At 62.5% G+C, this 22,929-nt stretch carries 20 protein-coding genes; 10 read left to right on the forward strand and 10 right to left on the reverse strand.

Going from position 1 to position 22,929, the window contains the following annotated elements; all coding sequences use genetic code 11:
- Window positions 1–20: 20 nt before the first annotated feature.
- Genes VSX58_RS16800 through VSX58_RS16830 form a run of 7 tightly spaced genes read left to right on the forward strand, consistent with a single transcriptional unit; the run spans window position 21 to window position 6,543 of the window.
- On the forward strand, window positions 21–998 hold the full coding sequence (locus tag VSX58_RS16800) for an ABC transporter substrate-binding protein (protein ID WP_327619090.1): 978 nt from the start codon (window positions 21–23) through the stop codon (window positions 996–998).
- 16 nt (window positions 999–1,014) lie between these two features.
- Window positions 1,015–2,019, forward strand: coding sequence for a zinc-binding dehydrogenase (locus VSX58_RS16805; protein WP_327619091.1), 1,005 nt, complete (start codon window positions 1,015–1,017; stop codon window positions 2,017–2,019).
- 13 nt (window positions 2,020–2,032) lie between these two features.
- The gene (locus tag VSX58_RS16810) at window positions 2,033–2,443 is read left to right on the forward strand and encodes a PaaI family thioesterase (RefSeq protein ID WP_327619092.1); all 411 of its coding nucleotides are present in this window, start codon (window positions 2,033–2,035) and stop codon (window positions 2,441–2,443) included.
- A complete protein-coding gene (locus tag VSX58_RS16815) occupies window positions 2,440–3,210 on the forward strand; it encodes a VOC family protein (protein ID WP_327619093.1) in 771 nt (256 codons plus the stop codon). Before VSX58_RS16810 ends, VSX58_RS16815 begins: the two co-directional genes overlap by 4 nt.
- On the forward strand, window positions 3,203–4,726 hold the full coding sequence (locus VSX58_RS16820) for a class I adenylate-forming enzyme family protein (RefSeq protein ID WP_327619094.1): 1,524 nt from the start codon (window positions 3,203–3,205) through the stop codon (window positions 4,724–4,726). The genes VSX58_RS16815 and VSX58_RS16820 overlap by 8 nt, the downstream gene beginning before the upstream one ends.
- The gene (gene ggt / locus VSX58_RS16825; RefSeq protein ID WP_327619095.1) at window positions 4,723–6,345 is read left to right on the forward strand and encodes a gamma-glutamyltransferase; all 1,623 of its coding nucleotides are present in this window, start codon (window positions 4,723–4,725) and stop codon (window positions 6,343–6,345) included. The genes VSX58_RS16820 and ggt overlap by 4 nt, the downstream gene beginning before the upstream one ends.
- A 6-nt stretch (window positions 6,346–6,351) precedes the next feature.
- On the forward strand, window positions 6,352–6,543 hold the full coding sequence (locus VSX58_RS16830) for a hypothetical protein (protein WP_327619096.1): 192 nt from the start codon (window positions 6,352–6,354) through the stop codon (window positions 6,541–6,543).
- Between the two features lie 84 nt (window positions 6,544–6,627).
- Here the strand turns inward: VSX58_RS16830 and arnF are convergent, their stop codons facing one another.
- The 10 genes from arnF to VSX58_RS16880 all read right to left on the reverse strand — a co-directional run bounded on the left by arnF (window position 6,628) and on the right by VSX58_RS16880 (window position 17,041).
- On the reverse strand, window positions 6,628–7,005 hold the full coding sequence (arnF, locus tag VSX58_RS16835; protein WP_327619097.1) for a 4-amino-4-deoxy-L-arabinose-phosphoundecaprenol flippase subunit ArnF: 378 nt from the start codon (window positions 7,003–7,005) through the stop codon (window positions 6,628–6,630).
- Window positions 7,002–7,325: a 4-amino-4-deoxy-L-arabinose-phosphoundecaprenol flippase subunit ArnE gene (gene arnE / locus VSX58_RS16840; RefSeq protein ID WP_327619179.1), complete on the reverse strand. Its 324-nt coding sequence runs from the start codon at window positions 7,323–7,325 to the stop codon at window positions 7,002–7,004. Before arnE ends, arnF begins: the two co-directional genes overlap by 4 nt.
- Window positions 7,326–7,327: 2 nt before the next feature.
- On the reverse strand, window positions 7,328–8,986 hold the full coding sequence (gene arnT, locus VSX58_RS16845) for a lipid IV(A) 4-amino-4-deoxy-L-arabinosyltransferase (protein WP_327619098.1): 1,659 nt from the start codon (window positions 8,984–8,986) through the stop codon (window positions 7,328–7,330).
- Window positions 8,983–9,885 carry a 4-deoxy-4-formamido-L-arabinose-phosphoundecaprenol deformylase gene (gene arnD / locus VSX58_RS16850; protein WP_327619099.1) on the reverse strand — a complete coding sequence of 301 codons (903 nt, stop codon included), beginning with the start codon at window positions 9,883–9,885 and terminating at the stop codon, window positions 8,983–8,985. The genes arnT and arnD overlap by 4 nt, the downstream gene beginning before the upstream one ends.
- Complete coding sequence (arnA, locus tag VSX58_RS16855; RefSeq protein ID WP_327619100.1) at window positions 9,885–11,864, reverse strand: bifunctional UDP-4-amino-4-deoxy-L-arabinose formyltransferase/UDP-glucuronic acid oxidase ArnA; 1,980 nt, start codon at window positions 11,862–11,864, stop codon at window positions 9,885–9,887. The genes arnD and arnA overlap by 1 nt, the downstream gene beginning before the upstream one ends.
- The gene (gene arnC / locus VSX58_RS16860; protein ID WP_327619101.1) at window positions 11,861–12,844 is read right to left on the reverse strand and encodes an undecaprenyl-phosphate 4-deoxy-4-formamido-L-arabinose transferase; all 984 of its coding nucleotides are present in this window, start codon (window positions 12,842–12,844) and stop codon (window positions 11,861–11,863) included. Before arnC ends, arnA begins: the two co-directional genes overlap by 4 nt.
- Window positions 12,845–13,981 carry a UDP-4-amino-4-deoxy-L-arabinose aminotransferase gene (gene arnB / locus VSX58_RS16865; protein ID WP_327619102.1) on the reverse strand — a complete coding sequence of 379 codons (1,137 nt, stop codon included), beginning with the start codon at window positions 13,979–13,981 and terminating at the stop codon, window positions 12,845–12,847.
- 228 nt (window positions 13,982–14,209) lie between these two features.
- Window positions 14,210–15,049 carry a MipA/OmpV family protein gene (locus tag VSX58_RS16870; RefSeq protein ID WP_327619103.1) on the reverse strand — a complete coding sequence of 280 codons (840 nt, stop codon included), beginning with the start codon at window positions 15,047–15,049 and terminating at the stop codon, window positions 14,210–14,212.
- A gap of 106 nt (window positions 15,050–15,155) precedes the next feature.
- Entirely contained in the window at window positions 15,156–16,346 is a 1,191-nt protein-coding gene (locus tag VSX58_RS16875; protein ID WP_327613083.1) for a sensor histidine kinase, read from the reverse strand.
- On the reverse strand, window positions 16,343–17,041 hold the full coding sequence (locus VSX58_RS16880) for a response regulator (protein ID WP_327619104.1): 699 nt from the start codon (window positions 17,039–17,041) through the stop codon (window positions 16,343–16,345). The genes VSX58_RS16875 and VSX58_RS16880 overlap by 4 nt, the downstream gene beginning before the upstream one ends.
- A gap of 250 nt (window positions 17,042–17,291) precedes the next feature.
- Here VSX58_RS16880 and VSX58_RS16885 point away from each other — a divergent pair, with 250 nt between their 5' ends.
- From VSX58_RS16885 to VSX58_RS16895, 3 genes are all read left to right on the forward strand, one after another.
- Window positions 17,292–18,476 carry a sensor histidine kinase gene (locus tag VSX58_RS16885; RefSeq protein ID WP_327619105.1) on the forward strand — a complete coding sequence of 395 codons (1,185 nt, stop codon included), beginning with the start codon at window positions 17,292–17,294 and terminating at the stop codon, window positions 18,474–18,476.
- Between the two features lie 93 nt (window positions 18,477–18,569).
- Window positions 18,570–19,709: an efflux RND transporter periplasmic adaptor subunit gene (locus tag VSX58_RS16890; protein WP_327619106.1), complete on the forward strand. Its 1,140-nt coding sequence runs from the start codon at window positions 18,570–18,572 to the stop codon at window positions 19,707–19,709.
- Window positions 19,706–22,798, forward strand: coding sequence for an efflux RND transporter permease subunit (locus VSX58_RS16895; protein ID WP_327619107.1), 3,093 nt, complete (start codon window positions 19,706–19,708; stop codon window positions 22,796–22,798). Before VSX58_RS16890 ends, VSX58_RS16895 begins: the two co-directional genes overlap by 4 nt.
- The last annotated feature ends 131 nt before the right edge of the window (window positions 22,799–22,929 follow it).

A 22,929-nucleotide genomic window follows, 5' to 3' on the forward strand; every position in this document is an offset into this window, starting at 1 on the left:
TATGCACTCGGGGGAATCACATGAAAAAACTGCTTGTTCTTTTCGCGCTGCTGGCGGGGTTATTGCCGCGGCTCGGCGCGGCCGACGACAAAGTACGCATCGGCTATTGGACATCCGGCGTCAGCCTCGGCTACGGCTCGGTGCTGGAGAGTCAGGATTTCCTGAAAAAACGCGGCGTAGACGTCGAGTTCGTTCACTTTCCGGATGTGAATGCGCCGCTGAAAGCGCTGGCGTCCGGCTCCATTGATCTGGCCTTCGGCGCGCCGGTCGCGGGGGTATTCAGCGTGGCCGCCGAAGGCGTGCCGGTGAAGATTTTCGCCGCCACGCAGCCTGCCGATGTGGCGTTCGTGGTCCCGGAGGGATCGCCCATCACCGAATTGTCGCAACTGAAAGGCAAAAAAGTGGGCATGTCGCCAGCGGGTTCCTCCGTGGCGGTCATCGGCACCACCCTGTTGCAGGAAAACGCCGGTATCGCCGCGCATGAATTTTCGCTGATCGGTGGGAACGAATCGCGCCTGGCGCAGTTCCTCGCGCAGAATCAGGTCGATGCCGCGGCCCTGCGCACCCTGACGGTCAAGCAGTTGCCGGAGCTGAAATTGCGGGTTATCAGCACCTTTGCCGATGAGTGGAAAAAACTGGCTCACGGCGACGCCCTTCCTTATATCGGCGTGGGCGCCGCGCGCAGCGAACTGCTCGCCCAGCGGCCGGAAACCGTCGCCAAAGTCATCGCCGCCCTGCGCGATACCCTTGACTGGGGGCGGGCTCACCCGGAAGACGTGGTAAAAATCCTCAAGGCAAAGGCCAACCTGCCGGAAGAACAGGCGCGCGCCTACGTCAGCCTGTGGGACCGAATGAATCAGATGTCATTTGAAAGCGCGGACATCGACACGCTGAAACGCGAGCACGCGGTGCTGTTAAGCAGCGGCTCTATCAAGGGCGGGCTGAATGACGACCTGTTCGATCCCCGCCCCTACCTTGCCGCGAAAAACCTGAAATAACCCGGAGAACAACACAATGAAAGCGCTGGTATTACAGCAGCACGGCGATCTCGAGCAGCTAAGTATTGATGAAAACAGAGCCATCCCCCGGCTGCAGGCCGGACATGTCGTGGTGCGCGTCGGGGCATCCTCATTTAACTATCACGATATCTTCACCGTACAGGGCATGCCGGGTATTAAAGTCCCGCTGCCGGTAATACCGGGGCTGGATCTGGCGGGAACCATCGACGACATCGGGGAAGGCGTAACCGGCTGGAACGTCGGCGATCGGGTGCTGGTTAACCCGCTGAAGCCGGGCGTCGGTCTGATGGGGGAAATGACCGACGGCGGCATGGCGGAATATGCGCTGGTCGATGAGCGCCAGCTTATCGCGCTGCCGGACGGCGTAACGTTTGCACAGGCCGCCGCGCTGCCTGCGGCCTATGGCACAGCCCATCGCATGCTAATCACCCATGGCGCCATTAAAACTGGCGACAAAGTGTTGATCCTCGGCGCCAGCGGCGGCGTCGGCACCGCCTGCGTAGTACTGGCAAAACACCTGGGCGCGGAAGTCACCGCCTGTGCCGGCAGCGATGAAAAAGCGGCGGCGCTCAAGACCCTCGGCGCGGATCATGTGGTCAACTACCGTGAGCAGGACTTCTCGCGCTGGGCGATTGAAAAATACGGCAAACCGCAGCGCCGCACTTATGAAGGCGGCGTGGACGTGGTGATCAACTTCACCGGCGGCGACACCTGGCGCCCGTCGCTGAAATGCCTGAAACGTGGCGGCACCCTGCTGGTATGCGGCGCTACCGCCGGTTATGACCCGCAGGAAGACCTGCGCTACGTCTGGAGTTTCGAGCTGAATATCAAGGGCTCCAATAGCTTCTATGCGGAAAATCTGACCGCGCTGCTTGAGATGGTCGCCGCAGGACATATCACCCCGCTGATTGACCGGATACTGCCGCTGGAACAGGCGGTGGAAGGGCTACGGCTGATTCGCGACCGCGAAGTGCTGGGCAAAGTGGTCGTCACTCCCTGATTCAGGAGCCAAAATGAACCGACAAGATATCGAACAAAAATTGCTGCAAGGCCCTTATCACCAGTGGCTGGGTCTGCGGGTTACGCAGGCGGATGAGGGGGAGATTACCCTGCAGGTGCCTTTTCGCGAGGAGTTTATCGTCAACCCGGCGGGCGGTTATATCCACGGCGGTATTCTCGCCACGCTCATCGATCTGGCGGCGGACTGGGCGCTGGTCGCCTGGACCGGCAAGGGCGTGCCGACCCTCAACCTGCATGTGGATTATCACCGCCCGGCGCGCGGCGATCTGACCGTCAAAGCCAAAGTCATTAAACACGGCAGGCTGGCGTCCAGCGCGGAAGCCTGGGTCTATGACGCGCAAGGCCGCCTGGCGGCCAGCGGACGCGGTCTGTACGCAACGCCGGCGGAACAGGGGGCGGCATGATCCTAAAACTGGATCATCTGGCGATCAACTGCCGTTTTGCGCTGGATGACAGCGCGGAACTGTTCCGGGCGCTGGGGTTCGCGTTAACGCCCAGGGGGCATCACAGCCTGGGTTCGATCAACCATCTGATTATGTTCGCCGACCACTACCTGGAACTGATCGGCCTTCCAGATCCGAGTCAGCCTTTGCGCCGGGAGCTGCTTGATAGCCCGCCCGGTATTGACGGCCTGGTGTTTGCCAGCGACGATACCGAACGTACGGAAACCACGCTGCGCGCCGCCGGTTTTAACGTGCAGCCGGCGCAGCATTTTTCCCGCGCGGTGGTTAGCGGGGCGGAAAAAGGCGAAGCCCGCTTCAGCACCCTGCGCCTGGCGCCGGGCAGCTTCAGCGCCGGACGGGTGTACTTCTGTCGGCACCACACTCCGGAATGGGTATGGCGCGACGAGTGGCTGCAGCCCGGCGCTATTCGGGCATTAACCGTGGCGGCGCGCGATCCGGAAGCGACCCGCCTTCATTATGCGCGGCTGGGCAGTACAAACCTGCTGCGCATCCTCGGCCTCGCGGAATGGCAGGCGCAATACGGTGATTTGCTGACGCTGGCGGACGATCGCGCAAGCCGTTTCGCCGCGATTCATATCGCCGGCAGAGATACCGGCGCGCTGGCGGCGGCGGCGCAACGCCTCCATTTCCCCCTGAAACGACAACGCGGGCGGCTGGCCGTAGCCATCCCTGCGCTGGCGCTGGTGCTGGAGTTTAACGATGCCTGACGCCCGCTTATTAACGCCGCCGGACAACCTGGGCGCGTTCCAGATCACGCCGCGCCATCGCGATCGGACCGCGTTCATCGTCCCGCTCGCCGACGGCGCGCGCCGGGAAATGACATTCGGTCAGCTGGATGCGCAGGCCGACGCCATCGGCCGCGGCCTGCGGCAATTTTCCTGGCCTGCGGGGACGCGGGTGGCGATCCTCGCACGCAACTCCATCGACTATATCGCCAGCCTGCTGGGAATTATGCGCACCGGTTTAGTGGCGGTCCCCATCAACTTTCGTTTCCCGGCGGACACCATTGAACGCATTCTGGCGGACAGCGGCAGCCGCCTGTTGCTGGGCGATAGGGATCAGCTTGCCCGTATCGACGGCGATCTTCCCCGGGTAAGCTTTGGCGCGGAGCTGAAGGCGCTGCGCCAGGCCGGCGAGCCGTCCCGCTTTACGCCGGGCGCCGACGACCTCGCCCTAATGCTGTACACCTCCGGCTCCACCGGGGTGCCGAAAGGCGTGCGCCTGACGCACGCCAGCCAGCGCTGGGTGGTGGCGACCCGCCTGGCGGCCCGGGAATTAACCGGGGAGCGCGTGCTGATTGCCGCGCCGTTCTACCATATGAATGCGCTGGCTCTGGCGCTGCTGACGCTGGCCAGCCAGGTGGCGACCGTATTGCTGCCGCAATTTGACGCGCGCGCCTATCTCCAGGCGGTCGGCCGCTACCGCTGCACCTGGCTCACCGCCGTACCGCCGATGCTGGCCATGATGTTGCAGGAAAAAGATCTGCTGGCAGAGCTCGATCTCTCCTGCGTGCGCGCCATCCGCATGGGATCTGCCCCCGTGAGCGACAGTCTGTATCAGTCGCTGCGCCGCTGGCTGCCGCAGGCGCGCATTATTAATGCCTATGGCACCACAGAAGCCGGGCCGGTGGTGTTCGCCCCTCATCCACAGGGGGTGAGCGCCCCCGCCGGCTCGCCCGGTTATCCTCACGCCGCCGTCGACGTGCGGCTGCGCAACGGCGCCGGCGAGCCGGCGGACGAAGGCGTGCTGGAAATAAAAAGCCCGGCGCTGATGCAGGGCTACCATCAACGCCCGGACCTGCCGTCCCCCTTCACGGATGACGGCTATTACATTACCGGCGATGTATTCCGCCGCGACGAACAGGGTTTCTTCCGGTTCGTCGGGCGCCACGACGATATGTTCGTCTGCGGCGGCGAAAATATCTGGCCTGGCGAAGTCGAAAAACTATTGGAAAGTCACCCGCAGGTGCAACAGGCTTGCGTGGTGCCGGTGGCGGATGATATCAAAGGCCAAAAACCGGTCGCCTGGGTGATCCCGCGAGCCGGAGAAAACCCTGCCCCGCAGGCGCTGAAAACCTGGATGCTGCAACGGGGACCGGCATACCTACACCCGCGCTGCATTTGGCTCACCGACCGCTTCCCGCTGGCGGGCACCAATAAAGTCGACCGCCGGGCGTTACAGGCATCGGCGGAACAACGCGTACAAAAAGGGGAACAACCATGACCTTTAACTGGCACAACCCATATCTCACGCCGCGCACGCCGGTGTTTGCACGCAACATCGTCTCCACCTCGCACCCGCTGGCGGCGATGGCGGGCAACCGTATATTACTGGAAGGGGGCAACGCGGCGGATGCCGCCATCGCCGCCGCCGCCGCGCTAACGGTCGTGGAACCGGTATCAAACGGACTGGGCAGCGATGCCTTTGCGCTAATCTGGGCCGGCGGGCGGCTGCACGGCCTGAATGCGTCCGGCCCGGCGCCCGCGGCCTGGGATGTAAGCTATTTTCGCCGCCGTTACGGCGACGATGCGCAAGGGTTGGCAAACCGCCCGGAACGCGGCTGGGATGCGGTTACCGTACCGGGGGCCGTCGCGGGTTGGGAAGCGCTGCATCGCCGTTTCGGCAAACTGCCGTTCTCCCACCTGATGCACGGCGCCATTGAGATCGCGGAGCGCGGCGTAACGCTGGCGCCGATGGTGGCGCGCAAATGGCGGGCCGCCGTGCCGATCCTTGCGCAACAACCCGGCTTTGCCGATGCATTTATGCCCGACGGGCGCGCGCCGCGGACCGGCGAGCTATTTCGCTTTCCGTCGGCTGCGAAAACCCTGCGTCTGCTGGCCGAGCAAGGCGCGCGGGCGTTTTATGAAGGTGAAATCGCCGACGCCATCGTTCAATGGTCACAGCAAACCGGCGGCAGTCTGACATCGCAGGATTTGCGGGCATATCGCCCTGAGTGGGTGACGCCGGTCAGCCAGCGGTATCGCGGTTATGAGCTTCATGAGATCCCCCCGAACGGACAGGGTATCGCGGCGCTGATTGCGCTGGGGATTCTGGAGCAGTTCGATCTGGCGAGCCTGGCGCCGGATGACGCGGACGCCCAGCATCTGCAAATCGAGGCGATGAAACTGGCCTTCGCCGATGTATACCGTTACGTGGCCGATCCCGCGTCGATGGAGGTAACGCCCCAGCAGATGCTGGACGGCAGTTACCTCAAACAGCGCGCCGCAAAAATTGACCCGGCCCGCGCCAGCCTGCCGACGGCGGGAATGCCGCGCAGCGGCGGCACCGTATATCTGACCGCCGCCGATGAAAACGGCATGATGGTGTCGTTTATTCAGTCCAACTATATGGGATTTGGTTCGGGGGTGGTGGTGCCCGGGTATGGCGTCAGTCTGCAAAACCGGGGGGCAGGATTCTCCAGCGATCCGCAATCGGCCAATGCGGTGGCACCGGGGAAACGCCCTTTTCATACTATAATCCCGGCGTTTCTGACCAGAGATGGGCAACCGCAGATGAGTTTTGGCGTTATGGGGGGCGATATGCAGCCCCAGGGGCATGTGCAAGCCATCGTCAGAATGCTGGATTTTCATCAGCAGCCGCAGGCCGCCTGCGATGCGCCTCGCTGGAAAATCAACCGGGATTTCACCCTTGATCTGGAAAGTCGTTTTGACCCGACGGTAGCGCAACGCTTGCAGGATCGCGGGCACCGGTTAAAAGCCATCGATGACCCTTATATGGATTTTGGCGCAGGGCAATTTATCTGGCGACTGTCGGATAACCCTAATCACGGCTATGTCGCCGCCAGCGACAGCCGACGGGACGGGCAGGCGTTGGGATTTTGATAAAAGGTGGAAAAGGCCGAGATGCCGCCGGCGGCGGCGCGCCCCAGGCCCGCAGCGAAAAAACGGGAAAGCGCGCAAACGCAAGAGCCGCAGAAAAAAACGCAGCAGCAACAGATGGCATCGCCGCAGGCGGTTCAGGCGCAGGTTACCTCGTCGAACCGCAACGCGGTGAGCCTCATGCTGGAGTATGCGTTTTAAAACGTCCGCGCGCAGCGTCCTGAGTAAAAACCGGCGAACTTGCCGACGCGCAAAGTCTGCGCCCGTCGGATTTAACGTGTGCCGTCAAGAAGCGGCCTTCTTGGGCCGGACACCCATGCACAGCAGGCCCAGCAGGATCAGCGCGACGCCGGCCAGCGCTCCCGGATGAAAGGGTTCGGCGAACGCCGGCAGTAAAATGGCCAGCAGCCACACCAGCACATAGCTCAGGCTAAGCACCGGATAGGCGCGGCTCAGAGGCAGCCGCCGCAAGGCGAGCAGCCAGCACAGCATGGAAAACCCGTAGGCGGTTAATCCCGCGAACAGCGCCAGCGCAGGCCGCGGCGAAAGGCGCCATTCGGCGATGGCATCCAGGCCCGGCAGCCGAACCATCGCCCAGCGCAGCGCCAGCTGCGCGGCCGTAACCAACAGAACGCTGCACAGCGCCAGCCGATATCCCTTCATGCGTAACTCCCGATCACCGCCACGCCCGCCACAATCAGCAATGTTCCAACCCACTGGATGCGGGACATTTTTTCGCGCCAGAAGAGCCTGGCCGCTACGGCCACCAGCATAAAATTGACGCTCAGCATCGGATACGCCAGGCTTACCGGCAGACGCTGCAGCACCAGCAGCCATACCGCCATGCCGCAGCCCAGAAAACCCAGACTGGCCAGCAGCCAGCCTGTCAGCCGGGAGCGCTTCACCTGGCGCGCCGCCTGTTTCTGGCATATCTGACCGGCGCAGCTCAGCAGGCAGGTCAGCAGCACAAGGAGCAGGCTCAGCTTCATGGCGCGGCGCGGTATTGCAGAAACAGCATTTTATCCGCGCGATAGGCGGCATCGGCCGGCGGCAGGTCGGCGGGCGTCGGTTCGTCGCGATCCATCAGCAACACCAGCGAAACCGTTCCCTGTTTACGATGCGCGGCCAGCCAGCAAGGGAAATCGGCTTTACCAATGTAACGTGAGCGCGCATCCGGGTAACTCAGCCCATACTGAAGCTCGCCCTGTTTATCATAGAAAAGCATATCGCTGCGCCTGAGCGTCCAGGCGATGGCGGACGCAATACCGGGATTATCGCTCAGAATATAACGGCTGCCGGCGAGACGGTCGGCGATACCGCCGATAAAGGCCTGAGGCTGCTTGCCGTTGCGCACGCTTTCCGGTATCGCCGCGCCGACGCAGAGCGCCAGCGCCAGCGGGCAGAGCGCGGCTGCCAGCCAGCGCCCATTCTGCGGCTTCAGGCTTAACGCTCCGCCTAAGGCCCAGCCGGCGAAGCAAGCAACCGCTAACGCCAGAGGCATCATCTCATGCCACCGGTAAAGCGGATGGCGGCCAACGCCCCAGGGCGCCAGCGCCAGCAGCAGGGCCGCCATGCCCGCGCAGCCGAACAGTATATTAATCCAGGCGTTTATCCTCAGGATGTTAGCGGCCCGCCCGACCAGCGCGTGGCCGTAATGGGCCATCAGAATCGCCAGGGGCGCGAAACAGGGGAGGATATAGGTCAGCAGCTTGCCTCGGGCGATGCTGAAGAACAGCAGCGGCATAACCACCCAGCAGAGCAGATACAGCCCGCCGCAAGAGTCGAAGCGTTGGCGCCAGCCCAGATAAAGCGCGCCCGGAAGCAGCGCCAGCCAGGGAAGCGCCCCCGCCAGCAGCACGGGGAGGTAATACCAGAACGGCGCGTTGTGCTGGGCATCCGACTCGGCGAAACGCTGGATATGTTCAACCCAGAAAAAGTAGCGCCAGAAATCCGGCTGCTGTTGCTGAATAGCCAGCGCCCAGGGCGCGCTCAGCAGCGCGGCGCTTAACACGGCCAGCGGTCCGTAAACCAGCAGCTCCCTGAAGCGTCGATGCCAAAGCGCCCAGGGGACAATCGCCAGCACCGGCACGGCCAGCGCCAGAAAGCCTTTCGTCATAAACCCCATACCGCAGGCCAAACCCAGCAGCAGATAGCGCAGCGCGCGCTGTTTTACGCTAACGGCTTCGGCGGCAAACCAGTAGCTGCACATTGCGGCGATCAGCCACAGCGACAGCATGGGATCGAGCACCGCATAGGTTCCCACGCCGTAAACCAGCAGCGAGGTAAGCCATATGACGCTGGCGGTCAGCGCAAGCGCGCGCCCGGCATAGATGCGGCGTCCCAGCCAATACACCAGAAGCGCGCTCAGGAGCGTGGAAAATGCGGAGCCGATACGCACCGCAAAGTTATTGTGGCCAAACAGCCACTGCCCGACCGTGTTGAACCAGTAACCGGCGATCGGCTTCTCAAAATAACGCAGGTCAAAGAAATGCGGCGCAACCCAGTTGCCGTTTTGCAACATCTCCCGGCTTATTTCCGCATAGCGCGTTTCATCGGGTTGCCAGAGCGATCTGAACTCCAGCGGAACCAGGTAATACAGAATCAAGAGGACAAGCAGGAGGAAACCTTTGCCAGCCGTCGTCATGCCATTCTCCCCGTGAGTTTTTCACACCCCAGCCACCCTTCGCGGCCCGCGATATGCCCGCGCACCACCGCCCCCGTCGGCAATCGGGTCACATCCGCCGGCAGCAGCTCGCCGAGCGGGCAAAACCGCAGCCCCTGCGCGTCGCAGCGCCGGAGTAAGTCGGCGAACGCGCTGCGCCGGCTGATGCCTTCCACCTCGGCGTGAATGGTGTACACCGGCGAACCGCTATCCGCCCGCATGCGCGCCAGGATGAAATCGTTATAACCGTCGGCGCTGACGCTCTGGCCCACCGCTTCGTCCCACGTCGGCAACGTGACCGGCACCTGCACGGCGCCGGGCTGGCCGTTGCCGAGAAGCGGACGGAATGGCGCGGTTCCGCGGCAGTCGCTGTTATAGCGGAAGCCGAAAGCCTGTTTGACTTCCATAACCCTGCCGTCGGCGCGCCAGCCGGCCGCCGCGGAACAGGTCACCGGCCGTCCGACGATCTTTTCCAGCGCCGCTAAACCGCAGGCAATCTGCTGCCAGAGCTTCTCCGCGGGCCAGCTTCCGGCCCAGGTTTGCCAGGCGAAATGGTCCCAGGCGTGCAGCCCGACTTCATGATGTTCGGCGGCGGCGCGGATGACTTCCGCCAGACCTTCTCCGATGACCCTGCCCGGCCAGGCGGTTCCCGCCAGCAGGATGTCCCAGCCATACAGCGATGCCGCGCGCGAGCGCAGCATTTTCCATAAAAACCGGGGCTTCATCAGGCGCCACAGGTGGCGCCCCATGTTATCCGGGCCCACGCTGAAGAAAAACGTCGCCTGGATATTATGCCGGTCGAACAGCTCCAGCAGCGCCGGAACGCCCAGCTGCGTGCCGCGCCAGGTATCGACATCGACCCGCAGACCGACTCTCTTCATCAGGCGTTCTCCGGCAGTTCAACGGTACGGAGAAAGAAATCCAGCGTATTTTCAATGGTGGTGTTCATCTCAACCCTTGGGGTCCATTCCAGCAGGCGTCGGGCATTGCGAATGGAGGGCTTGCGGTGCTCGACATCCTGATAGCCTTTTCCGTAGTAGCTACCGCTCTCCACCTCCTGGATCCCGGCAAACGGCGGGAAACTGCCGCGCAGCGGATGGCGCTCGAAGCTGGCGAGAAGCCGCTCCGCCAGCTCCTTGATGCTGGCTTCGTTGTCCGGATTTCCGATATTGATAATCTGCCCGTCGCAGTTCTGATGCCGGTTTTCGATGATACGAAACAGCGCCTCGATGCCGTCGCTGATATCCGTAAAGCAGCGCTTCTGCCGGCCGCCGTCAATCAGCTTGATGGGCGATCCTTCCACCAGGTTCAGAATAAGCTGCGTAATCACGCGCGAACTGCCGATGCGCGCCGCATCCAGGCTATCAAGACGCGGCCCCATCCAGTTGAAAGGGCGGAACAGCGTAAACCGCAGCCCCTCTTTTTCGCCATAGGCCCAGATGACGCGATCCAGAAGCTGTTTGGATGCCGAGTAAATCCAGCGCGGTTTGTTAATCGGGCCGACGACCAGTTTCGAATGGTCCTCGTCAAAGCTGGCGTCGGTGCACATGCCGTACACTTCCGACGTGGACGGAAAGATGATGCGCTTACCGTATTTCACGCAGCCGCGGATAATCTTCAGGTTTTCTTCAAAGTCGAGCTCAAACACGCGCAGCGGATTGCGGGTGTACTCGATCGGCGTGGCGATCGCCACCAGCGGCAGGATGACATCACATTTTTTGATGTGGTATTCGATCCACTCGGAATGAATGCTGATATCCCCTTCGACGAACTGAAAGCGAGGGTGGCCCACGAAACGGCTGATGGCGTCAGAACTGATATCCAGACCAAACACCTCGAAGTTATCATCTTGAAGTAAACGCTCGGTCAGGTGGTTGCCGATAAAGCCGTTCACCCCCAGGATCAGCACGCGCGTACGGCGTTTGCCCGCGTCCGCGGGCTGGGAACGCAGCAGCGCGCCGGGCGCCAGGCCCAGACTTTGCGCCAGTTGGCAACCGTTCATGGCGACCCCGCCCTCAGTCTGACCGATCGACACTTCAAGCGCGCCGTCTTTACAGGCAATCACAAAGGGATCGGCGGACAGCACGGTTCCGGGCGTCGCCTGGGTACGCTCCGATAAGACCCGGCTTTTCCAGATGATGAATTTTTCCGCTCCCGCCCAGGCAAAGGCGCCCGGCCAGGGGTCGGTGACGGCGCGTACCAGATTATGAATATCCCGGACGGGCAGAGACCAATCGATGCGCCCGTCTTCCGGCGTACGGCGGCCGACCCGCGTCGCCTCGGCCTCATTCTGGCTGCGCCCCGCGATCCGCCCCTGTTTTATGGCCGGCAGGCTGTCGCCAAGCAAATCACACGCGCACCGCACCAGCTTATGGTGCAGCGTCATCGCATTATCTTCGTCTGCAATTTTCACCGACTGCTGGGCAATAATATCGCCGGCGTCGGCGCGTCCGACCATCCGGTGCAGCGTTACGCCGGTTTCACGCTCGCCGTTGGCGATAGCCCAGTTAAGAGGCGCCCGGCCGCGGTATTTCGGTAACAAGGAGCCGTGTAAGTTAAAAGCCCCGACCTTTGCGCTGCTCAGAATCTCCTCGCACAGCAGCGTGCGGTAATAAAACGAGAACAGGACGTCCGGCGCCATGGCGTTGATGCGCTCGACCCATAGCGGGTGGTTAACGTCGTCAGGCGCATAGACCGGAATGCCTTTCTCCGCCGCAATGCGAGCCACCGAGCCAAAAAAGCGGTTTTCCGCGGCCGCATCGGCATGGGTAAAAATGGCGCAAATGGTATAGCCGGCCTCAAGCAGCGCGTTGATGCCCGCGCAGCCCATATCGTGGTAAGCGAATACGATGGTTTTCATTGTTCTGTTTCCTGTACTGAAGCGTCTTTCTGATAATGGATAACGCGTTGGATAAAATAGCGGGGCCGCGCCCGGACGTCGTTGTAGATGCGGCCGATGTATTCGCCAAGCAGCCCCATGCCGATGAACTGAGCGCCGACGAACATAAACAACACCGCGAAAAGCATGAATACGCCGTCCCCCGCCCACTCCGCCCCCAGAAACAGGCGCAGCGCGATCAGCAACACGGAGAAGGCGAATCCGACCAGGGCGATCAGGCTGCCCAACACGCTTAACATACGCAGCGGCGTCGTCGTCAGGCAGGTCACTAGGTCGTACATCAGGTTGATGAGCCGCATAAAGCTGTACTTTGAGCTGCCGAATTCACGTTCGGCATGCGTCACGGGCAGCTCCGTTGCGCGGCGCGCGAAGGTATTGGCGAGAATGGGAATAAAGGTGCTGCGCTCATGGCAGTTCAGCATCGCGTCGACGATGTAGCGGCGGTAGGCGCGCAGCATACAGCCGTAGTCCCCCATCGCTTTGCCGGTGACGCGCTGAATCAGGTGGTTGATGGCGCGCGACGCACGCCGGCGAAACCAGCTGTCCCGGCGATTCTGCCTCACCGTTCCGACCACGTCGTAGCCTTCCTGCGCCGCCGCCACCAGCCGCGGGATCTCCTCGGGCGGGTTCTGTAAATCGGCATCCAGCGTGATGACGAGGTCGCCGCTGACGTGGCTGAATCCCGCCATGATGGCCGAATGCTGACCATAATTCCGGTTAAGCAGGATCGCCACGATATGGCTGCCGGGCACGCCGACCGCCGCGGAAATCATGTCGGCGGAGCGATCCTGACTGCCATCATCGACCAGTAAAATTTCATATTCCAAACCCAGACCGTTGCAGGCGTTGTCCGTACGCCGCATCAGCTCCGGCAGGCTCTCCTGTTCATTAAAAACGGGAATCACCACCGACACTTTATTAATAGCTTTATCTTCAGTCATTTAAACCCCGGCTAGCCTGCGAAGCGCGGCAATTACGCGCTCGACGTCGCCGTCCGTCATATCGGGAAAAAGGGGGATGGAGCAGATGCGTTCACTGTTCCACTCCGTCGCGGGCAGCGACAGGCCGGGATAGCGTTGGCGATAATATTTGTGGGTATGCGCGGCGCGAAAATGCAGACCAGAGCCGATGCCCTGCTCCTTGAGCGCCTGTATCAGAGCATCACGCGTGATGCCGCAGGCCGCTTTATCGACGCGAATGACAAACAGGTGCCAGGCGTGCCGGTGCGGCCAGGCGGGCGCCTCAAGCGGGGAAAAGGGCGTCTCTTTTAACGCCTGGAGATAACGCTGCGCGATGGCCGTTCTCCGGGCGTTGATCCGCGGGAGCCTCTCAAGCTGAACCAGCGCGATTGCGGCGCTGATATCCGGCAGGTTGTATTTAAAACCGGGCGTAATCACCTCCGCCTGCGGCTGACGGCCGTGGGTCTGGCGATCGAAAGCGTCCGCTCCTAGCCCATGAAACCTCAGCATGCGGATGCGATCGGCCAGGCCGGCGTCATCAGTGACGATCAGCCCGCCCTCCGCGCATGACATGTTCTTGATGGCATGGAAAGAGAATATCGCCGTGCCGCGGTCACCCACGTGGCGCCCTTTGTAAAAGGTTCCCGCCGCGTGCGCGGCATCTTCGATAACGGGAATGCCGTAGCGCTCGCCCACCGCCCGGATGGCGTCTAGATCGACCGGGGCGCCCGCGTAATGTACCGGGATAATCGCCCGGGTACGCGGCGTGATGGCGGCTTCAATGGCTTCGGGCGTCACCATCAGCGTGTCGCGATCGATATCGATCATGACCGGCGTGGCGCCAAGCAGGGAGATGATATTGAGAGTGGAAACCCAGGTCAGCGAAGGGGTGATCGCTTCATCGCCGGGCTGCAGACCGAGAGCCATCAGGGCGAGATGCATGCCGGCCGTGGCGGAGCTCACGGCAACGGCATGCTGATTTCCCGTGAGCCGGCAAAATGCATGCTCAAGTTCGGCGCATTTCGGCCCGGTGGTGATCCAACCGGATGCGAAAACCGCCTTTACCGCCGCCAGCTCCGTCTCGCCGAGCGAAGGCCGGGAAAAAGGAAGGAATGTCATTTAATAAATTCCTTATAATTTAAAACAGAATACGCATTACAGTGATTAGCTTGCGGACGAAAACCATCGGCGCGGTTTCAACTTATGCGGTGTTTGCAACATAACCTGCGACAATTAACTCAACATTAAGAGCGGGAATTTAGGATCGCGTAAGCGCGGAACGGCTATCGCCAGTCCGGCGAACAGCCACGATTTCCGAGCGTCTATCGCCCGCCGCCGCGCTTTATCTCAGAACGTATAATTCACCATGGCGAAGCCCGTCACGCCGGTATCGCCCTCCACCAGCGGGCTGTGATGGGCCCTGTCGCTGAACTCCATCAGATTTACCCCCATAAACAGCGTCCAGTTCCGATCGAAATCGTGCTGCCAGTCGAGGGAGGCGGAATAGGCATACACCCCGGATTTCGCATCGAAACGGGAAAAACGCGAATGGCGATGCTGCTGCTCGCTCACGCCGAAGTAGGTGCGGTTGTAGCGGCCGTCGCCCGCATGGGCATTGACGCCCAGGGTGAGGGTATCGCCGCCGTCGCGCCATAGGGTGCCCTCCAGCCCCAGACGATAACGATTGCCGCGCTCATACCCCGCCACGCGCAGCTCGGCTTCGCCATTAATCGCCAGCCAGGAGGTGAGCTGCTGCGACATCTGCACATCGACGGTGGTCGCGCCCTTGACCTCCCCCATGCCGCGCAGGCGTTTGGAGCCGGGTCGCCAGGCGCTGTCCCGGTCTTTGCGGCCCGGGTCGTAGGTTAATGCGCCGCTGACGTAAAATCCGCCGTCGGTCATATATTCCGCCCCGGCGCCGCGCAGCATGTCGACAAAAAAGATGCCGCGCGAAACGCTTAACGCCAGCGCGGGCGTAACCCGCGTCTGGCGCGCGCCCAGGTAACGCGGGCCGACGGCCGCGCCGAGCCCCACATTGACGTCGGTTTTATCGCCGAACAGGCTGGCCGGCGCCGGTGATTCGCTTGGCTGCGCCCGCCCCGCCAGCGGCAGCGCCGCCAGAGCGCAGGCCAGACAGATCAGCGGCGACGCATATCGACGCGTCGAAAAACTGCGTGTATTGCTCATTGGTACTCATCCTCAAGCTGAATAGAAACCGCAGGCAGTACACCAGCGTTCAGACAAGTTCCGACCGAGAAATGGTGAAGATTCTATGAAGAGGAGAAAAATTCCGTTAATCAGGCAGGTAAATAACGATGCGCGCGCCGCCGCCGTCGCGGTTGTGTACGGAAATCCGGCCGGCGTGCGCCTGGCAGATCGCCGCCGCGACCGCCAACCCCAAGCCGCTGCCGCCGGCGTGCCGCGAACGCGAGCTTTCGGCGCGCCAGAAGCGGTCGCAGACGCGGTCAAGATGCTCCGGCGCGAAACCGGGACCGCCGTCTTCCACCTCGATGCGCACGCCCTCCTCCTGCCGCCGGGCGCTGAGCGCTATCCAGCCGCCCGACGCGGCGTAGCGGATAGCGTTGTCGAGCAGGATGGAGATCGTCTGTCCCAGGCGATGGCGATCCGCCCGTAGGTACAAATCTTCCGCGGCGTCGAGATCCGCGCGCATTTGCAATGCCTGCAAACGCGGCGCGGCCCAGGCGATGCGCTCCTCCAGCAGTGGACGCAGCGCGAACTCGCAGGGAGAGAGCGTCAACTGCCGGGCGGAAGCCAGCGACAGCAGGTACAAATCATCGATCAGGCGGTTCAATTGATCCAACTGGCGCATAATCAGTTGAAAATTCTGCGGCGTCGGCGCGAACACGCCGTCCATCAGCCCCTGCAGACGTCCTTTGGCCGCGGTCAGCGGCGTGCGCAATTCATGGGCGGCGGCGGCGCTGGACGCCCGCAGCTCCCGCTCATGACGCTCCAGCCGCTCGGCCATGCGATTAAAATCGTCGGTCAGGCTGCGCAGCGCCGCCGGCGCCCGGGGCACCAGCGCCGCGCGCGCGGTGAAATCGCCCTGCGCGATGCGGTCCGCGGAGCTCGCCACCGCGCCGAGCTGACGCGACAGATGCAGCGAAACCCATACGCCGCCGATGACGATCGGCGGAATCGACAGCAGCACGAACACGCCGAAAAACAGCATGTCTTCACGCACCGCTTCATTGGTGAAGTACTCGCCGTACATATATTCGCCGTAGATCTGCAGCAAACGCTGCCGGTGTTCGGCCGGCTGGGCCTCCAGACGCTGCAGCTCCTGCCGCACCGGCTCGGGGAGCGCCGCGCGCATCTGCGCCTCCCACCAGCAAAAACGCAGCCACATGCCGCCGCCGATCGCCAGAATGGCCGCCAGCGCCAGAGCGATCATGCGCAGGCTTATCCAGCGCCACAGCGGTTCGGCCGAGCCCCGCCGAGCGTCGTCCATGCCGTTTGCGCTCATAACGCGTTGCTGAAGCGATAGCCCAGCCCGCGCACCGTCAGCAGCACGCCGCCAATGCCGACATGTTCCAGTTTGCGGCGCAAATTATAGATGTGCGCGTCGACGACGCGCTCCAGGGCATCGCTTTCCGGCAGACATCCGGCCAGCAGCTCCGCGCGTGAAAACATGCGCGTCGGACAGGCCATCAGCATCGCCAGCAGATTAAACTCGGTGCGCGTCAGATCGAGCGGCCGCCGAACGCCGTCGACTTCGACCGAAACCTGCGCCGCATCGATATCCACAATCAAATTGCCGTGGCGCAGACAGCGGGAGCGCGCCTGGGCGTTGTTGCCCCAGCGCCGCAGCACGGCGTAGACGCGGGCCACCACTTCGCCGGGATTATAGGGTTTGACCACATAATCGTCGGCGCCATACAGCAATGAGTTGATGCGATTGGATTCGCTGCCGACCGCCGTCACCATAATCACCGGCGTGGAGGAGTGCTGGCGGATCGCCGCCAGCACGTCGTTGCCGCTCAGCCCCGGCAGCATGATATCCAGCAGGACCAAATCCGGCCGCCACTGCGCGTGCTGCTCCAATGCCTGACGCCCATCGGCGACATGGCGAGTCTGAAAGCCGTCACGGTTCAGGTAAGCGCTCAGAACCTCGGCGCCGTCGAAATCATCTTCAACGATCAACACTCTTCGTTGACTCATAGATTCTATCCCTTCATGAAATCTTGATAATTCATTCAGCATCGCTTGATGTTATGCTGCGATGATCGAGGTGATGCTCGTTCAGGCTTGTGACTTGCTGCGGGTATTTATCGGGCGGCGGCGCCCAATTATAGGAAGGGCATCCGGTTATTTCAATTTCATTATTTTTTACGGGCGGCATGCGGCCCGCGGCGGGCCATCCCCGATGCCCCGCGCCACGTCCGTGGCATCGAGACAGGTTACGTCATTTATGAAGCATGCTGAATATCACTCCCTCTGGCGCTGGATATGCGTTCGGATACTGGCGCTGGCTATCGGCACGGTCATTGTCATCGCGCTGTGCATGTGGCTGCGTTTCGCCGTGCAGAATATCTGGGTGCTTAATCACATGCCGCCGGCGCTGCGGGAAGAGTTCCTGACGCTGCGTCAGCACCCTGAAATCAACCTGACCCGATTCCATCAGATTGTTGATACCTGGTGGGGAGTGGACTATTCCGATCCCTCGATCGCCTCCGCGGACTGGCTTATGGTCGGGGTGCTGGTGGTGGTCATGATCCCGTTTATCGTCGTGCTGGGCCTCAAGGCGGCGCGCCCGCTTTCGGTCCAGTTCAGCCGCCTGGCCGCGGCCTCCGAAGCCGTCACCCGGGGAAAGTTCGGCGCGCAGGCCGAACAGGTCAAAAAAGCCCCGACGGAGATGGCGCGCTTTACCCGCCGCTTTAACGCCATGACGCATCAGCTCGCCCGTTATGAACATGAGATGCGGGCGTCGCATATCGCGCTGGCGCATGAGCTGCGATCGCCGCTAACCGCGGCGATTGGACGGCTTCAGGGCATGATCGACGGCGTATTTAGCGCCGAGCCGCAGCAGCTCGGGATGGTAATGGCGCAGCTGCAGCATCTGAATCGCCTTATTGACGAACTGCACCTGCTGTCGCTGGCCGAAGCGGGCAGGCTTGAGCTCGATCGCCGCGTGCTAAGCCTGACGGAGCTGCTGCGCGAGCGCGCCGCCTGGCTCAAGCCCCAGTTAAAAAAGGCCGGCATGTCGATCGATGTGGTCGCCGAAACGCCCTGTACCTACCTGGGCGACGCCTTTCGCCTCGGGCAGGTTTTTACCATTCTTATGGAAAACGCGCTGCGCTACGCCAGCGAAGGCAAACGGCTGACCGTCGAGGTGCAGCCCGCGGACAGCGGCTATCTGATCGCCTTTCGCGATTATGGCCCCGGCGTGGATACGAAATTTTTATCCGGCATGTTCGAGCGTTTCACCCGCGCGGACGTCTCCAGAGCCCGCCACTCCGGCGGCAGCGGACTGGGCCTGTCGATAGCCCGCGCCATCTGCGCGGCGCACGGCGGAAGCATTCACGCCGCCCTGCCGGCGGACAAGGGACTGCTCATCACCCTTCGCCTGCCGGAAACCGACCGGATAGCGCCGTGAGTTCCCCTCTCTTGATAAATCCTTGATGAAACATCAACGGAATTTCGGCACAAGATTGATTCAATGGCGCCATCTTGATCCAGGGGAAGCACCATGTCAGAAAACCTTATCACCTATGCGCGTCACGCGCTGCGCCGGATAGTCGCTCCTCGCCGCCCGCGGATACCGCCGCTTCGGCCGCTGTTATATCTGATGCCGCTGCTTATCGCCGGCTGCGAGGACGCCCTCCCGCCCCAAAGTGTGGCGCCCCGACCGGTACGCTACGTCACCGCGCCGCAGCCCTCCAGCGGCGCGGCGCTGAGCCGGACCAGCGAGATCCGCGCTCATGATGAAATATCTTTGGGTTTCCGGCTCGACGGCAAGCTCCTCGTCCGTACGGCCGACGTGGGCGCTCAGGTCGTCAAGGGCCAGACGCTGGCCGCGCTGGAGAGCGATACCAGCCGCAATCAGCTCAGCAGCGCGCAGGCCGAGCTGGACAGCGCGCGCGCCGCCGAACGGGTGGCGAACGTCAACCTGCACCGCCTGCGGTCGCTGATGCCGTCCGGCGCCATCGCCCGCGCGCAGCTCGACAGCGCGACGTCGGACTGGCAGGCGGCGGTATCCCGCCGTCAGAGCGGTGAGGCGGCGCTGAAAAACGCGCAGGACAATCTGGCGTGGACGCGGCTTACCGCCCCGCAGTCGGGGGTGATTACCAGCGTCAGCGCCTCCGCCGGCCAGGTGGTCAGCGCCGGACAGGCTATCTTCACGCTCGCCGCCGGCGACGGGCGCGACGCCGTGTTCGATATCGCCGATCCGCAGCAGATCGCCCACGTCAAAAACGGCGCGTTTACCCTTTCCCTGCTGACGGACCCCGCCGTCAAAACGACGGGCCGCCTGCGCGATATCAGCCCGCAGGCCGATCCTCAGACCCGAACCTGGCGGGTCAGGATTACGCTGGATAATCCGCCGGAGGCCATGGCGCTAGGGGCCAGCGCTCAGGTGTCGATACCGGCGTCCGGGCCGGGAACCATCGCCATGCCCGCCGCCACGCTAACCCGCGCCGGCGACAAACCGGCGGTTTTCATCGTGGATGAGAGCATGCGGCTTCATCTGCGGCCGATTACGCCGGCAAGGTACAGCGCCTCATCGGTCTTCATCGCCAGCGGCGTGCGGCCGGGCGAAAAAGTGGTCGCGGCGGGCGTCAGCAAATTATGGGAAGGCGAAACGGTCAGCCTCGGCGAGGAGATAAAATGACTATTTCCGGCTTGAAAGCGTCGTTTAACCTCTCGGCGTGGGCGCTGAAAAATCAGCAGTTGGTGACCTTTTTTATGCTGCTTATCATGGCCGCCGGCGTAATAAGCTATGACCAACTGCCGCGCAATGAAGATCCCGCCTTCACGATCAAATCCGCCGTGGTCACCGCCCAGTGGTCGGGCGCCACCATCGGCGATACCACCAATCTGGTGACGGATACGCTGGAAAAGAAATTGCAGGAAACGCCCTACCTTGACTATGTGGAGAGCGAAACCCGCGCCGGTCAGTCGGTCATTTTCGTCAACCTGCGGGATGACACGCCGCCGGACAAGGTGGCGGATATCTGGCGCCAGGTGCGCAACAAAATGCAGGATATCGCGCCCTCTCTGCCGCAGGGCGTACAGGGCCCCGCCATCAACGACGAGTTCGATAATACTTTCGGCACGATTTACGGCTTTACCGCCGAGGGCTTCACGCCGCGCGAGCTGCGCGACCAGGTCGAAGATATCCGGCGCGACCTGATGTCGGTGCCGGATATCGGCAAAATCAGCCTGATAGGCGAACAGGAGGAGCAGCTCGTCATCGCCTTTTCTCCGCGTAAGCTCGCCGGAATGGGGCTGGACCTGCAACAGGTGACCGAGGCGCTGAAGGCGCAGAACGACGTCGTGCCGGCGGGCGAACTGCGAACGGAAAAAGAGAATATCGCGCTGCGGGTCAGCGGCGCGCTGAGCTCGGAGGAGAGCCTGCGCGCCGTCACCCTGCGCATTGACGGACGCTACATCCCCCTGACCGATATCGCCGCCATCGACCGCCGGCCGGCGGAGCCGCCGGCGCCGGCGTTCCAGGTCAACGGCCGACCCGCCGTCGGCCTCGCCATTTCGATGGCGGCGACCGGCAATATGCTGCGTTTCGGGCAGGCGATCAACGCGCGCATGGCGCAGATACAGACGCATTTGCCCCACGGCATCGAAATGACCGCCGTCGCCGACCAGTCGACCGTGGTGAAACAGGCGGTGAGCGGCTTCGTCAGGGTACTGATCGAGGCGGTGGTGATTGTGCTGGCCGTCTCATTCGTCTCATTGGGGCTGCGCGCCGGGCTGGTGGTGGCCGCCGCCATTCCGCTGGTGCTGGCCATGACTTTCGCCGTTATGATGCTGTGCGGCATCGGCCTTCAGCGTATCTCGCTGGGGGCGCTGATTATCGCGCTCGGGCTGCTGGTGGATGACGCCATGATCACCGTCGAAACCATGGTGGCCTGTCTGGAGAAAGGCGATAACCGCTGGCGCGCCGCGACCTATGCCTTTGAAACCACGGCGTTTCCAATGCTCACCGGTACGCTGGTGATGATCGCCGGTTTTATTCCGGTCGGCTTTGCGGCCTCAAGCGCCGGCGAATACTGCTTTTCCCTGTTCGCCGTCGTGCTGATCGCCCTGCTGTGCTCATGGATCGTGGCGATTCTTTTCTCGCCGCTTACCGGGGTCTGGATCTTGCCCCATGCCCTTAAGGCGCATGAGGGCGGGAAAACCCGCCGGCCAGGGCGCCTGATGCGTTTCTATAGCGGTCTGCTGACGCAGGTGCTGCGCCGCCGCGCGGCGACGCTCGGCATCGCGCTGGCCGTCTTCGCCCTCTCGGTCTTCGGCGCCTCGTTTATGGAGGGGGAGTTCTTTCCGGCCTCCGATCGTCCCGAACTGCTGATCAGTCTCTCCCTGCCGGCCAACGCCTCGCAGACGGAAACGGCGCGCCAGGCGGCCCGGCTCGAAACGTTCCTGGAAGGGAGCGAGGATATCGATCGCTACTCGGCCTATATCGGCACCGGCGCGATCCGTTTCTATCTGCCGATGGATGTGCTGTCGGACAACGAGAACACCTCGCAGCTGGTGGTGGTCGCCAAAAATCTGGCCGCCCGCGATCGGCTGATGCAGCGGTTGAACAAGATACTGGCGGAGCAATTTGCCGATATCACCACGCGCGTTTCGCCGCTGGAACTGGGGCCGCCGGTAGGCTGGCCGATAAAATACCGCGTCAGCGGCCCGGATTACGCCAAAGTGCACGATTTCGCCCAGCGGCTGGCGGGCATCATCGGGCGCAACCCCGCCGCGCGCGAGGTCAACCTGACGGCGGGAGAACCCGAACGGGTCATCACGCTGAAAGTGAATCAGACCGAGGCGCGCGCCGTGGGCGTCTCCTCCAGCAGCCTGGCCGAAACGCTGCACACCGTTTGGTCCGGCAGCGTCGTCACCACCGTGCGCGATCGCAACCGGCTGATCGACGTGGTGCTGCGCGGCGACGATGCCGAACGGCTGGATACCGGCAGCCTGCAATCCCTGACGGTTACCGCCTCGGGGGGGCAAAAGGTGCCGCTAAGCCGGGTCGCCACGCCGCTATGGGAGGTGGCGGATCCGGTTATATGGCGCCGCCAGCGGCTGCCGTTTATCACCGTTCAGACCGATCTGGCGCCGGGAATGAACGCCGTCTCGGTGTCCCAGGCGCTGCTGCCCGACGTCGATTCGCTGCGCGCCGACCTTCCGCCGGATTACGGCATTGAGGAAGGCGGTACGGTGGCGGAATCCGATAAAGGCAACGGTTCGGTCTACGCCGTATTGCCGGTTACGCTGTTCGCGATGCTTGTTCTGCTGATGATCCAGCTGCAGAAGTTTAGCCGCATGCTGCTGGCGTTGCTGATGGCGCCGTTTGGCCTGCCCGGCATCGTGGCGGCGATGCTGCCGACGGGCACGCCGATGGGCTTTGTCGCGCTGCTCGGCATTATCGCATTGGCCGGCATGATCATTCGTAACGCCGTGATCCTCATCAGCGAAGTGGACAGCAATACCAGCCAGGGACTGGGGAGGGAAGAGGCGATTATCAAGGCCGCCAAACACCGCGCGCGCCCGATACTGTTGACCGCCTGCGCCGCCGTCCTGGGGATGATCCCCATCTCCCATCAGGTCTTTTGGGGGCCGATGGCCTACGCCATCATCGGCGGGCTCATTGTCGCCACGTTGGTTACGCTGACCGTGCTGCCGGCATCGCTCAGCCTGGTCATGCAGGCGGAAGAAAACAACGGCGCCCGCGCGGCGGAAATGGAATAGCCTATGCTCCCATCATAAAAAGGGGCCGTCACATGGACGGAAGTGCCGCCCAATGGCGAGTATCTCGGCTACTGGTTATGGGTATCAAGTATGGCGTTTCTATCGGGCATACCGTTTTTTCTGGTACAGAT

This window comes from Brenneria populi (assembly GCF_036016195.1).
GTDB classification, from domain to species: Bacteria; Pseudomonadota; Gammaproteobacteria; order Enterobacterales; family Enterobacteriaceae; genus Brenneria; species Brenneria populi.

Coding starts and splice junctions, on each gene's coding strand:
- VSX58_RS16810 (WP_327619092.1), top strand. CDS start 2,033: ATGAACCGACAAGATATCGAACAAAAATTGCTGCAAGGCCCTTATCAC.
- VSX58_RS16820 (WP_327619094.1), top strand. CDS start 3,203: ATGCCTGACGCCCGCTTATTAACGCCGCCGGACAACCTGGGCGCGTTC.
- arnA (WP_327619100.1), bottom strand. CDS start 11,864: ATGAAAACCATCGTATTCGCTTACCACGATATGGGCTGCGCGGGCATC.
- arnB (WP_327619102.1), bottom strand. CDS start 13,981: ATGACATTCCTTCCTTTTTCCCGGCCTTCGCTCGGCGAGACGGAGCTG.
- VSX58_RS16885 (WP_327619105.1), top strand. CDS start 17,292: ATGAAGCATGCTGAATATCACTCCCTCTGGCGCTGGATATGCGTTCGG.
- VSX58_RS16805 (WP_327619091.1), top strand. CDS start 1,015: ATGAAAGCGCTGGTATTACAGCAGCACGGCGATCTCGAGCAGCTAAGT.
- VSX58_RS16815 (WP_327619093.1), top strand. CDS start 2,440: ATGATCCTAAAACTGGATCATCTGGCGATCAACTGCCGTTTTGCGCTG.
- VSX58_RS16800 (WP_327619090.1), top strand. CDS start 21: ATGAAAAAACTGCTTGTTCTTTTCGCGCTGCTGGCGGGGTTATTGCCG.
- arnF (WP_327619097.1), bottom strand. CDS start 7,005: ATGAAGGGATATCGGCTGGCGCTGTGCAGCGTTCTGTTGGTTACGGCC.
- VSX58_RS16875 (WP_327613083.1), bottom strand. CDS start 16,346: ATGAGCGCAAACGGCATGGACGACGCTCGGCGGGGCTCGGCCGAACCG.
- VSX58_RS16870 (WP_327619103.1), bottom strand. CDS start 15,049: ATGAGCAATACACGCAGTTTTTCGACGCGTCGATATGCGTCGCCGCTG.
- arnC (WP_327619101.1), bottom strand. CDS start 12,844: ATGACTGAAGATAAAGCTATTAATAAAGTGTCGGTGGTGATTCCCGTT.
- VSX58_RS16890 (WP_327619106.1), top strand. CDS start 18,570: ATGTCAGAAAACCTTATCACCTATGCGCGTCACGCGCTGCGCCGGATA.
- VSX58_RS16895 (WP_327619107.1), top strand. CDS start 19,706: ATGACTATTTCCGGCTTGAAAGCGTCGTTTAACCTCTCGGCGTGGGCG.
- arnD (WP_327619099.1), bottom strand. CDS start 9,885: ATGAAGAGAGTCGGTCTGCGGGTCGATGTCGATACCTGGCGCGGCACG.
- ggt (WP_327619095.1), top strand. CDS start 4,723: ATGACCTTTAACTGGCACAACCCATATCTCACGCCGCGCACGCCGGTG.
- arnT (WP_327619098.1), bottom strand. CDS start 8,986: ATGACGACGGCTGGCAAAGGTTTCCTCCTGCTTGTCCTCTTGATTCTG.
- VSX58_RS16880 (WP_327619104.1), bottom strand. CDS start 17,041: ATGAGTCAACGAAGAGTGTTGATCGTTGAAGATGATTTCGACGGCGCC.